At 60.3% G+C, this 10,988-nt stretch carries 10 protein-coding genes and 1 pseudogene; 3 read left to right on the top strand and 8 right to left on the bottom strand.

What is annotated here, in order from left to right:
- Nucleotides 1-73 precede the first annotated feature (73 nt).
- The 5 genes and pseudogenes from JNA92_RS01935 to JNA92_RS01915 all read right to left on the bottom strand — a co-directional run.
- Complete coding sequence (locus tag JNA92_RS01935; RefSeq protein WP_241803095.1) at nucleotides 74-505, bottom strand: DUF2628 domain-containing protein; 432 nt, start codon at nucleotides 503-505, stop codon at nucleotides 74-76.
- Nucleotides 506-813: 308 nt separating this feature from the next.
- Complete coding sequence (locus JNA92_RS01930) at nucleotides 814-1,116, bottom strand: hypothetical protein (RefSeq protein ID WP_241803094.1); 303 nt, start codon at nucleotides 1,114-1,116, stop codon at nucleotides 814-816.
- A 53-nt stretch (nucleotides 1,117-1,169) separates the two neighbouring features.
- The gene (locus JNA92_RS01925) at nucleotides 1,170-2,189 is read right to left on the bottom strand and encodes a DUF6396 domain-containing protein (protein WP_431312434.1); all 1,020 of its coding nucleotides are present in this window, start codon (nucleotides 2,187-2,189) and stop codon (nucleotides 1,170-1,172) included.
- Between the two features lies 1 nt (nucleotide 2,190).
- On the bottom strand, nucleotides 2,191-2,886 hold the full coding sequence (locus tag JNA92_RS01920) for a phospholipase D-like domain-containing protein (RefSeq protein ID WP_241803093.1): 696 nt from the start codon (nucleotides 2,884-2,886) through the stop codon (nucleotides 2,191-2,193).
- Nucleotides 2,887-3,018: 132 nt separating this feature from the next.
- Nucleotides 3,019-3,348 (bottom strand): annotated as a pseudogene (locus tag JNA92_RS01915) (contractile injection system protein, VgrG/Pvc8 family); the annotation flags it as partial.
- A gap of 339 nt (nucleotides 3,349-3,687) precedes the next feature.
- Between JNA92_RS01915 and JNA92_RS01910 the strand changes: the two are divergent.
- The 3 genes from JNA92_RS01910 to JNA92_RS01900 are packed head-to-tail and all read left to right on the top strand — an operon-like array spanning nucleotide 3,688 to nucleotide 9,157.
- Complete coding sequence (locus tag JNA92_RS01910) at nucleotides 3,688-4,926, top strand: exonuclease SbcCD subunit D C-terminal domain-containing protein (protein WP_241803091.1); 1,239 nt, start codon at nucleotides 3,688-3,690, stop codon at nucleotides 4,924-4,926.
- A complete protein-coding gene (locus JNA92_RS01905) occupies nucleotides 4,923-8,567 on the top strand; it encodes an AAA family ATPase (protein WP_241803090.1) in 3,645 nt (1,214 codons plus the stop codon). Before JNA92_RS01910 ends, JNA92_RS01905 begins: the two co-directional genes overlap by 4 nt.
- Nucleotides 8,564-9,157, top strand: a complete 594-nt coding sequence (locus JNA92_RS01900) for a glutathione S-transferase (protein WP_241803089.1) — start codon at nucleotides 8,564-8,566, stop codon at nucleotides 9,155-9,157. Before JNA92_RS01905 ends, JNA92_RS01900 begins: the two co-directional genes overlap by 4 nt.
- A gap of 33 nt (nucleotides 9,158-9,190) precedes the next feature.
- Here the strand turns inward: JNA92_RS01900 and JNA92_RS01895 are convergent, their stop codons facing one another.
- The 3 genes from JNA92_RS01895 to JNA92_RS01885 form a co-directional block, all read right to left on the bottom strand.
- Entirely contained in the window at nucleotides 9,191-9,370 is a 180-nt protein-coding gene (locus tag JNA92_RS01895) for a hypothetical protein (protein ID WP_241803088.1), read from the bottom strand.
- Between the two features lie 123 nt (nucleotides 9,371-9,493).
- Nucleotides 9,494-10,624 carry a lactonase family protein gene (locus JNA92_RS01890; protein ID WP_241803087.1) on the bottom strand — a complete coding sequence of 377 codons (1,131 nt, stop codon included), beginning with the start codon at nucleotides 10,622-10,624 and terminating at the stop codon, nucleotides 9,494-9,496.
- Entirely contained in the window at nucleotides 10,590-10,883 is a 294-nt protein-coding gene (locus JNA92_RS01885) for a DUF5629 family protein (RefSeq protein ID WP_241803086.1), read from the bottom strand. The genes JNA92_RS01890 and JNA92_RS01885 overlap by 35 nt, the downstream gene beginning before the upstream one ends.
- Between the last annotated feature and the right edge of the window lie 105 nt (nucleotides 10,884-10,988).

Genomic DNA, 10,988 nt, shown 5'->3' with positions numbered 1-10,988 from the left:
GCGCACGTCAGACAAGCCCGTCCAAACCAGGATGCGATCCTGGCTGCTCCCGCTCTGCGACAACCCTGAGCGATCAGATGAAGCGGTGACCCTGAAACGGGTTCCAGCCCTGCTCGCCTTTGGTCTGTTTCAGGTAATAAGCGTAATTGGTCAACATGCCGTACAACACGGCAAAGGCCACACTGAAGCCTTGATCCAGCGCCCGAGGCACTGCATTACCCGTGGCAGCCTCGTAAACGCCTTCAAGCAGCCCGACGCCAATGATGATGGCCAGCATGACCAGGTTCTTCTTCCACATGCCCAGGACGAACCAGTAGATCGGGCCAAAGAAGAATCCGAGGAAATTGTTGTTGATCAACAGTTTCTTGCGAAACGGCAAAGCGCGGAACGCCGCTTTGTAGGTCGCTTCACGTGGGCCGCCGTGCTGATCGAAGAAGGCGAACCGCTCCTGCCATTTAGGCTTGAGGTTGGCGTAGTCGGCCTGGATTTGTGGCGTGCTTTGCATAAAAATTCCTTTTCAGATGGGATCCGGTAGCCCACACCCGCAGCACTGCACGCGCCGCGGCCGGGGCAAGGGATTAGATCACCGGCGATGGCTGGCATCAAGCAAGCAGATGGCCACTATGTCGACCCGTTCACATAATTGAATGTTCCGTGCAGCACGCTGCTCACCCCTTTCAACGCATCGAACATGGCCAGGCTCCAGACAATCACCGAGCCACTTGGGTTACCAGATTCGGGCCAATACGTCCTCTTGCATTTACCCGCAACAAATCTGGTGCAGGGCACAATATCGCGCGGTACAAAAACGCATTATCGCGATGCATTTGCTTTAACGGTGAACACCAGCATCAGGCAGGCCTGCATGATTAAATAGATAGACAAATAAAAACAGAATTCATATTCACCCCTAGTGACGTAAAAGATAACCCACGAACAATAAGCCGCCGGAACCGACAAAATAAATGAAATAAAAAACTGATACTTAGGAATGCAAATCAAAGGTCGCTCCCCGCCAAATAAGAATACGACCACCTTAAAAGGAACGTAACAAGCCCCGGAAAGCAGGACCGCCAAAATCACCACAATAAATATATGCAGGAATAAATCTGACATTTGCCCTCCGCTATTTAAGTTAATACTTATACAGCGAACCCGATTTACATCACTCAAAATTTCTGGGTAAGACCAGTTTCTGGATCAAGATGTTTCTCTTCACTTAAACGCTTAACCAGACTCTCGCTGGGCTTCACCGGATCTGTTTTTGACGCACGTTCTTTCTGCCATTGAAATGAACCATCCCAAGCGGGTAGCTTGGCAGGCGGAAGAGGTACTATAGCGTCTATATCTGGCAACTTTGGCCCTAGCTGCTCATTATCCTCGAAGAATTTACTTATTTTATGATATCTTACCGAGCGCTCTTTATCGGGCCGCAAGGCCATATAATAAAGATTATCATCTGAGAGTGGCCCATCAAAAGCGTTTCCAAGCCTTCTGGCTGAAGCCGCATCCCCTGCTTTTACGCCTTGCTGATAAGCCTGTACCGCTTCTTCGTACTCACCCCCTACACGTAGAAGGCCCGCTAAATCTGCCGCAGCGCGCCTGTGCCCTTGATACGCAGCGCAACGACGCATCGCTACCATCACTTCATAGGCTCCCGCAACACGACCTAGCAACTTGGCAACGTAGTACTGCGCATCTGGATTTCCTAAGTCCGCCGCCTTACGAAAATAAGCGTTTGCTTTATCGCGATCCTGCTCAACGCCATAACCCATTTCCAGGTAATGCCCCATATCATAATAGGCGCCGGGTATGCCTTGAGCGATAGCGGCTTCAACGAGATCAATTGTTTCTCTTTGTGGCTCGGGAGAGCTAGCCAAGCCCTGAGAAATAAGCGCCTGCAAATTGGCAGAAGCCTTATAGTGACCATGAGACGCGGCAATACGGTAATATCTTGCAACTTGATTGAAATTCTTTGGACCTTCATACTGCTCCAGAAAAAGACCGTAATTATAGAGCTCATCAGCGTCTCGGTCCAATGGAGGAAGCACATCTGCGTCACGACGGCATTCAAATGCCAGGTCGCTATATATTTGTGACATATCGGCCTGGGATGGCACTGGACGCTCCTTGAAAGCTATAATTAAGCCAATAAAAATAACACACGCGATATAGAAATATTTATACATTTTAGTCCAGGTTTGTACGTGCTGGGCTGTCGCGATAGAATTCGATTAGCGAGGCGCAAGGGGGCTTTTTTTCAAATAGTGAACCTTTAGTATTTATCTCTTTGCGATGATTATTTTCATCAATAATATCTTGCCAGCTACTAAAGGCTTCGGCTGCATTGTCTTGCGCACCCATGCCCTTTGTATGGATATCCCAGAGATGCTTGCGAAGATGCTTTGACAAGGATGGACTCTCATGACATATATTGAGCTCGCTGTCGACCTCCATGCTGCGTATATTTATATTGGCAGAGCCTAACGTCGTGAATACATCATCGATTATCGCTAACTTGCTGTGAATATAGACGGGCATCCAATCGTCAGGCGGAGAATCAGGAGCGACTAATGTACAGATGTGAACCTTCAGCCCGGGAACCTCTACAGGAAGGATGGCGGCTTCTTTCTTGAGCGGAGTTGACGCCTCTAGCTCCTTCAACCGGGCTTGTGCCGCTTTGACTTTGGCTTCACGCTCTTCTTTCATCTTTTGCAGCAGCTTGGGGTCCATCAGGGGTTGTGCAACATAATTCAATGATGCCAAGGATTTCCTGGCATTTATCGTTTCCAAGCGCGCCTGCCTGAGCTGCTCATCTAACCTTTCATTGCGCTCAAGCTTAGAAACTGTAGGCAGAACATCTTTACGGCCCAAACTGCTCAACATTCTATAAGTGTTCATTGTGCCGGGCCCAATGCCTTCATCGTTTGAGTTAGCCGTAATCGCAATACGGGTGATCTGTGCATAGGGGATTTGCTGGTAAAAAAGGGGGCTGAAGGCGTAAAGGTCAGAATTCTAGGCTTCAAGCGCGAGCATCACGCTTTCGCGGGGCTGGCTGTGGGACCGGTAATCGACGCTGCGCCAGTTGAGCTTGCCGCTGAGCAGCTGCGAGCCGGTGCTCCACTGGGTGATGCCGTCCTGTTTTTCAGTGACGCTCTGGGTGTGGAACGGGACGCTCTGCGGGGCGAGGGCAGGCAGGGTGTCGACGCTGTCGGTGAAGACGATGCGGTGGCTGATGCGCTCAACGACGTGGGCGCGCAGGGCCTGGAGCGCGTCGGCCCCCAGCGGGGTGGTTAGCTGCAACAGGCGGCCGCTTTGCGAGAGCGGGGTGCCGAAAGTCAGGTCCATTGAAAAAAACTCCTGCTACTGGTAGCACACACCGAGTCAGCTTAAGGCGGCGCCAGTGCAAAGTACGGTACGCCCTTCCATGGGCCTAAGAATTTTTTTCGAGCATCGGAAAATAGGGCATCGGGGATAGACCGTCAATAGCCGAAATACCTAATGCAAAGGCACAGTTGTAGGCCCAAAATTACAACAGCCCAACGCCTATCGAGCCCGGCAATGCCAATTGCCAGCGCATGCGCTTACCTGCCCTAGCACCCTGGCTTGGGTTAACATACCCGGCTGCGCAAAACCCATCATTCACGCCAAGCCCCGGCTTGCCGACTCGACACCAACAGGTCATCCATGCGTCTGTTTCACACCTCCGACTGGCACCTGGGCCAAAGCCTGCACGGCCAGGAACGCGACTTCGAACACGCCTGCTTCCTCGACTGGTTGCTCGGCCAGCTGCGCTTGCGCCAGCCCGACGCGCTGCTGATCGCCGGCGACATCTTCGACACGGTCAACCCGCCGGTCAAAGCTCAGGAGCGGCTGTACGACTTCATCGTCCAGGCCCACGAGCAACAGCCGAAGCTGGACATCGTGATGATCGCTGGCAACCATGACTCCGGCTCGCGCATCGAGCTACCTGCCGCGCTCATGCGGCGTCTGCGCACCCACGCGCTAGGGCGCGTGCACTGGCTGGATGAGGGCCAGCTGGACGCCGAACGCCTGCTGATCCCGCTGACCAACGGCCGCGGCAAGGTCGCAGCCTGGTGCCTGGCGCTGCCTTTTTTGCGCCCAGCCGAGGTCACCGGCCCGCAGTTGGGTGACGACTACCTGCAGGGCATCAACCAGGTGCACCAGCAATTGATCGCGGCCGCGCAGAAAAAACGCAAGAAGGACCAGGCGCTGGTCGCCATCAGCCACGCGCACATGGCCGGTGGCGCGGTGTCCGAAGACTCCGAGCGCAGCCTGATCATCGGTAACGCCGAAGCCCTTCCGGCCAAACTGTTCGACAAGGCCATCAGCTACGTTGCCCTGGGCCACCTGCACAAGCCGCAGAAGGTCAACCGCGAAACCCGCATCCGCTACAGCGGCTCGCCGATCCCACTGTCGTTCGCCGAAATCAACTACCCGCACCAGGTGCTGGAAGTCGAGCTCGACGGCGCCGAGCTGGTCAGCGTCGAGCCGCGCCCGGTGCCGCGCGCCGTGGCCCTGCAGCGCATCGGCCCTGCGCCCTTGGGCGAACTGCTGGAGCAGCTTGCCGAACTGCCGGTGATCGACCTGCTCGACGACCCCAACCGCCAGCCGTGGCTCGAAGTGCGCGTGTTGCTGGACGAGCCGCAGCCAGACCTGCGCCAGCAGATCGAAAGCGCCCTGCACGGCAAGGCGGTGCGGCTGATTCGCATCAGCGCCGAATATGCCGGCCGTGGTAACGACGAAGAAAGCGAGCTTGAGTTCGTCGAACTGTCGCAGATGACCCCGCAGGACCTGTTCAGCCGCGCCTGGGAACAGGCTTACGGCAACCCGGCCGACGAGCAGGCCCTGGCCGACTTCGCCCTGCTGTTGCAGGACGTCCAGCTGGAAGAGGAACAGCCATGAAGATTCTCGCCATCCGCCTGAAGAACCTGGCATCCCTGGCCGGCCCGGTCGACATCGACTTCACCGCCGAACCCCTGGCCAGCGCAGGCCTGTTCGCCATCACCGGGCCTACCGGTGCCGGCAAGAGCACCTTGCTCGACGCCCTGTGCCTGGCGCTGTTCGGCACTGTGCCGCGGCTCAATGACATTGCCCGCGAAGCCAAGGTGCCAGATGCCGATGGCGAAATACCCACCTCGGACCCGCGCAACCTGCTGCGCCGAGGCACCGGCAGCGGCTTTGCCGAGGTCGATTTCGTCGGCATCGACGGCCACCGTTACCGCGCGCGCTGGGAAGCCAACCGCGCCCGTGACAAGGCCAATGGCAAGCTGCAGTCCAGCCGTCAGAGCCTCTATGACCTGGACAGTGAGCAGGTGCTGGGCAGTGGCAAGAACGAATACAAGCAACTGATCGAAACCCGTCTGGGGCTCAACTTCGAGCAGTTCACCCGTGCCGTGATGCTGGCCCAGAGTGAATTCGGCGCCTTTCTCAAGGCCGACGACAAAGAACGCAGCGAGCTGCTGGAAAAACTCACCAACACCGCGATCTACACGCGCCTGGGCCAGCGTGCCTTCAGCAAGGCCCGCGAAGCCGGCGAGGCGCACAACGCGCTGAAAGACCGTGCCAGCCACCTGCTGCCGATGGCCGCCGAAGCCCGAATCGAGCTGGACACGCGTCTGGAGCAGGCGCAGCAACACTTCAAGGCCGAGCAAGCCCGCCAGCGCCAGCTGGAGCAACAGCGCACCTGGCTCAACGAGCAACGCCTGTTGCAGACGCAACTCAGCGAAGCCGGCGCCGCCCTGCACGCTGCCGAGCAGAACTGGCAAGCCATGGCCGAGCAACGCCTCGACCTGCAGCGCCTGGAACGCCTGGCACCGCAACGGCACCAGTTCCATCGCCAGCAAGTACTGACCGCACAACTGACGCCGTTGGCGGCGCAGATTGCCGAGCAACAACAGCTGCAAGCTGAGCTGCAGGGGCACACCCAGGCGCTGGAGCAGGCGCTGGTAGCCGCGCGCCAGGCACTGGCCGACAGCCAGGCGAAGCACAGCGACAGTGCCCCGCGCCTGCGCCAGGCGTTTGCCGGCCAGGACAGCCTGGCGCGCCTCGACACTGAGCTGGAGGCGCAACGCACCGCCAGGGAGCAGGCCGACCTGCACGTCGCCGAAGGCCAGCAACAGTTGCAGCAACTGGATGAACACCAGCAGCGCAGCCTGCAACAGCTGGCGCAGATCGACACGGCCTTGGCAGACAGCCAGCACCTGGCCGGCCTGGCCAATGCCTGGCAGGCCTACCTGCCACAACTCAAGCAAGTCATGGTGATTGGCGGGCGCCTGAGCAAGGGCCGTGAGGAGCTGCCTGGCCTGCAGGCCCGCGCCAGCGAGGCCAACGCGCAGTGGCAGGCCCAGCATGACGCGTTCGAGCTGATGTTCCGCGAAGCCAAAGCCGAGCCGCAGGCGCTGGCTGAGCAAATCGACCTGCTCGGCAACATGCTGCAGGACAATCGCAAACAGCAGCGGGCGGTCGAAGAACTGTCGCGCCTGCATGGCCGCGAGCAGGAGCTGCGCAGTCAACTGGAGGGGCTGCGTGAACGTCACCAGCAGGCCATGCTGCAACGCCAACAGCTGATCGGTGAAGGCACCGCAGCCAAGGCGGAGCTGGAAGCGGCCGAGCAGGCGCTCAACCTCACACGCCAGTTGCTGGAGCGTCAGCGCCTGGCACGCAATACCAGCGTCGAAGAACTGCGCGGCCAACTGCGCGACGGCGAACCGTGCCCGGTCTGTGGCAGCGCTGAACACCCGTTCCACCAGCCTGAGGCTCTGCTGCAGAGTTTGGGCCGACATGACCAGGCCGAAGTGGATGCTGCGCAAAAGCACGTCGAAACGCTCAACGGCAAACTGGTGGAGCTGCGCACGCAGCTTGGCGTGGTCAACGCCCAGCTCAAGGACCATCAACAGCAACAGGCGCAGCTAGGCGAACAGTTGCAGCCGCTGGTTGCACAGGTACAGTCGCACCCCCTCTGGCCTGCCCTGGCGCCACAGGACGACAAGGCCCGTACCGCGTGGCTGGACAGCCAGCTGCAGCGCCTGGACGATGAGATCAAAAAGGACGAGAAGCGTCAAAGCGCCCTGCTCGCCCTGCAAAAAGACGCCGCCCGCCTCACCCAGCAATTGCAGGCCGCGCAGCAGGCGCAGCAAGAGGCCCAACGCCACCTGGAGCAACAGCACCAGGCCCTGGCCAACGATGAACAGCATCTGCAGCAAGGCCTCGATGACTTGGCCAATGTGCTGCCGGCTGATGTGCTGAAGGCCTTGAGTGATGATCCGGCCAATGCCTTCCTCAGCCTCGACCAGCAGATCGCGCAGCGCCTGCAACAGCTGGAGCAGCGCAAGGACGAACAGGACGAGCAGCACGCGCGCCAACTGCAACTGGACAAGCTACGCGACCAGCAGCAGACGCGCCTGCAGGCTCAGCAACACCTGCAGCACACCCTCGACGCCCTCCAAGCGCAGCGCCTGCAGGCCCAGGCGGAGCTGGCCACGCTGCTCGGCGAACACAGCAGCGCCGAAGCTTGGCAACACCACCTCGAAGCGCAGCTGGAACAGGCCCGCGCCCTCGATGCCGAAACCGCAGAGCGCCTGCAGGCGCTGCGCAACCAGGGCGTGCAACTGGCCGCGGAGTTGAAGGCCAATACCCAGCGCCAGCAGGCGCTGGAGCAGGAGTGCCAGCAGCTTCAGCACGCAGTCGCGCAATGGCGCAGCGAACATCCCGAACTGGATGACAGCGGGCTGGACCGCCTGCTGGCCATGGACGATAACCAGCTCAGTACCCTGCGCCAACAGCTGCAGGCAGCAGAAAACGCCATCGAGCAAGGCCGCGTGCTGCTCCAGGAGCGTGAACAGCGCCTGCAGCAGCACGCCGCTCAGGCACAGGGTGACCTGCATGGCGAAGACCTTGAGCAAGCACTGGCCGGCCTTGCCGAGCAACTGACCGCTCAGGAACAGCAATGCGCCGAGTTGCGCGCGCAGCAGGCTGACGACCAGCGTCGCCAGCAGGCGTACCAGGCCCTTGCCTGCGAAATCGAACAGGCCCACCAACAGTGGCAACGCTGGGCACGCCTGAATGCGCTGATCGGCTCAGCCTCTGGCGATGTGTTCCGCAAGATCGCCCAGGGCTACAACCTCGACCTGCTGCTGCACCATGCCAACGCCCAGTTGCGCCAACTGGCGCGGCGCTACCGCCTCAAACGTGGCGGCAGCGCCCTGGGGTTGCTGGTGCTGGACACCGAAATGGGCGACGAACTGCGCTCTGTGCACTCCTTGTCTGGCGGTGAAACCTTCCTGGTCTCGCTGGCGCTTGCCCTGGGCCTGGCGTCAATGGCCTCGAGCACCCTGCGTATCGAGTCGCTGTTCATCGACGAGGGGTTCGGCAGCCTCGACCCCGAGTCGCTGCAGTTGGCCATGGACGCCCTCGACGGTCTGCAGGCGCAGGGGCGCAAGGTCGCGGTCATTTCCCACGTACAAGAGATGCACGAGCGTATTCCGGTGCAGATCCAGGTGCGTCGCCAGGGCAATGGCCTGAGTGATGTCGAGGTGTGCGGGTGATTCTTTTCTCCTTCCGCCGCTGCCCTTGGGCCATGCGAGCGCGCCTGGCCCTGCACTATGCCGGGTGCAAAGTGCACATCCACGAAGTGGCGATGAAGAACAAGCCGGCCGAGTTGCTGGCCTTGTCACCCAAGGGGACGGTACCGGTGCTCGATACCGGTGAAGGCGTGCTGGAGGAAAGCCTGGACATCATGCGCTGGGCGCTCGAGCGCAATGACCCGCAGGACTGGCGGTTGCAAGCCGACCCCGCAGCCGCGCGACAGGCTGAGCGGCTTATTGCCCGCAACGACAGCGAGTTCAAAGCGCAGGTCAACCTGTACAAATATGCCGAGCGATACCCCGAGCACACGCGCGAACACTACCGCCAGCAGGCCGAGGCTTGGCTGGCCGAGCTTGAACAGTTGCTAGAGGGCCGGCCTTACCTGCTGGCCAGCCACGCAAGCCTGGTCGACGCCGCGCTGTTGCCCCTGATGCGCCAGTTTGCCGGGGTCGAACCGCAGTGGTTCGCCGAGGCGGCTTATCCGCGTGTGCGGAGCTGGCTGGAGAGGTGGCTGGCGTCTGAGCTGTTCAAGGCGGTGATGGCCAAGTGAGTTGGCCGGCGCCTGTCGCGGTTCGCGCAGGGCTCAATGGTTGGGTTTAGCGCTCAAGGCCGCATGAAAATGGGCACTCTGACGCAGGTACTGCTCGGTATAGCTGTGGGTGGCGGTTACCTTGTTGCGGGTATCAGCCTGGGCATGCGCCGGCAGCACGACTGAGGCGGAAAGGGCGGATGCGGCGATGACCGGGAAAAGATTGAAGTTCATCTGGGCTGACCTCGACTTCGGTGGTTTGACGTTGGCCCGTCTGGGCCTTGGGTCAAACTTACGCCGCTGAGGTCCGCCACAGAAATTCATTGCGGTGGTAGGGATTATCACGTCCATCGATAGTCAATCGATAAACTTCAGGTCCGAAGGCGCGTCCTGTGGCAAGGTCTGCACGGTTTCACCGAGCTTGCCAGTACGCGGGTCGCGGCGGATGACCACGATCTGGTTGCTCTTCTGGTTGGCCACCAGCAGGAAGTTGTCGCTTGGGTCCAGCGCGAACTCCCGTGGGTGGTCGCCCTCTACCGAACGGCGCTGCAAAAAGGCCAATTGGCCGTCCTCTTTGCCCACGCTGAAAACCACGATCTCGTTGGCTGTGCCACGGTTGCTGACATACAGGAAGCGCCCGTCTGCCGACAGGTGCAGTCCGCCCGCGGCCTTGGCCGCAGCGTCTTTCTGCTCGGTCAGCGGCAGGCGCTGGCGTTCGTGCAGCGCAGCGTCGTCGACATCGAACACGACCACTTCGGCGCTCATTTCCAGTGTCAGGTAGGCATGCCGCCCCTTGGCATCGAACAACAGATGACGCGGGCCGCTGCCGGGCGGCAACTCGACAGACGCCGGTATCGCAGCGCTCAGGGGCCGGTCGACGCTGGCGCCGTCGTAGCGGTAGATGAACACCTTGTCCGCGCCCAGGTCGCTGGCATACAGGTGGCTGCCATCGGGCGACAGCACCACGGCGTGCACATGGGCACCGGCCTGGCGCTCGGGGTTGACGCCGCTGGCCTTGTGCCGCGCTTGTTGCACCACGTCCTTGAGCTTGCCGTCCTTGGCCACCGGGATCACCACCAGGCTGCCGCCCGGGTCGGGGGCGACAGCATAGTTGGCGACGAACAGGTAACGCTGGTCGCGGCTCAGGCTGGCGTGTGTCGGTTCATCGCCACGGCTGGCCACCTGGTTGAGCGGCTTGATCTCGCCGTCGTCGTTCACACTGAAACTGCTGGCATGGCCTTGCGGCGTTTCGTTGACCGTGAACAGTTGCCGCTGGTCGGCCGAGAGTACCAGCCACGACGGGCTGACGCTCTTGACCACCTGCTGCGGCGTGGGGTCGATACGGCCAGTCTTGCTGTCGAACAGGTAGCGGTAGATACCTTGGCTGGCGCCATCGGTGTAACTGCCCACCAGCAGCGTGGCAGCCTGGGTAGTGAAAGTCAGGGTCATGAGGCTAGCGGTCAGCAGGCTCGTCCAAGTCCGGTTCATGGTGTTCTTCTTCATCCGGGGCGCGAAAGGCACTCATACAGACTAGACGATGCTCACCCTGGGCATCGTGCAGTTGCCACTCGTCACCGGCACCGATGGCGGCGGCGACCTGTTCGGCAGTGAAGGTCCAGCGACGGTGTTGGCGGCCGTCCATGCATTCGACCGTCAGGCCTGTTGCATCGAGGGTGAAGTCGAAGGCGTGGAGGCCGTCGATCAGTAGCATGTCGCAGGATGCGAGGGCGGTGGCGAGGGGGGACATGGGAGCACCAATTACAAGTGAGCCGGCATTATAGCCTTGGCGCTGCGTTGCATGGCACCGGCTTCACGGATGATCGCCGGCAAGCCGGCTTCCACAGGCCTTGTG

Source organism: Pseudomonas putida (assembly GCF_022627325.1).
GTDB lineage: Bacteria > Pseudomonadota > Gammaproteobacteria > Pseudomonadales > Pseudomonadaceae > Aquipseudomonas > Aquipseudomonas putida_X.
This window is presented reverse-complemented; position numbering and strand designations above follow the sequence as displayed.

What these genes read in the sequence shown, in the direction of transcription:
- JNA92_RS01935 (WP_241803095.1), bottom strand. Translation starts at nt 505, where the DNA reads ATGCAAAGCACGCCACAAATCCAGGCCGACTACGCCAACCTCAAGCCT.
- JNA92_RS01930 (WP_241803094.1), bottom strand. Translation starts at nt 1,116, where the DNA reads ATGTCAGATTTATTCCTGCATATATTTATTGTGGTGATTTTGGCGGTC.
- JNA92_RS01925 (WP_431312434.1), bottom strand. Translation starts at nt 2,189, where the DNA reads ATGTATAAATATTTCTATATCGCGTGTGTTATTTTTATTGGCTTAATT.
- JNA92_RS01920 (WP_241803093.1), bottom strand. Translation starts at nt 2,886, where the DNA reads ATGTTGAGCAGTTTGGGCCGTAAAGATGTTCTGCCTACAGTTTCTAAG.
- JNA92_RS01910 (WP_241803091.1), top strand. Translation starts at nt 3,688, where the DNA reads ATGCGTCTGTTTCACACCTCCGACTGGCACCTGGGCCAAAGCCTGCAC.
- JNA92_RS01905 (WP_241803090.1), top strand. Translation starts at nt 4,923, where the DNA reads ATGAAGATTCTCGCCATCCGCCTGAAGAACCTGGCATCCCTGGCCGGC.
- JNA92_RS01895 (WP_241803088.1), bottom strand. Translation starts at nt 9,370, where the DNA reads ATGAACTTCAATCTTTTCCCGGTCATCGCCGCATCCGCCCTTTCCGCC.
- JNA92_RS01890 (WP_241803087.1), bottom strand. Translation starts at nt 10,624, where the DNA reads ATGAACCGGACTTGGACGAGCCTGCTGACCGCTAGCCTCATGACCCTG.
- JNA92_RS01885 (WP_241803086.1), bottom strand. Translation starts at nt 10,883, where the DNA reads ATGTCCCCCCTCGCCACCGCCCTCGCATCCTGCGACATGCTACTGATC.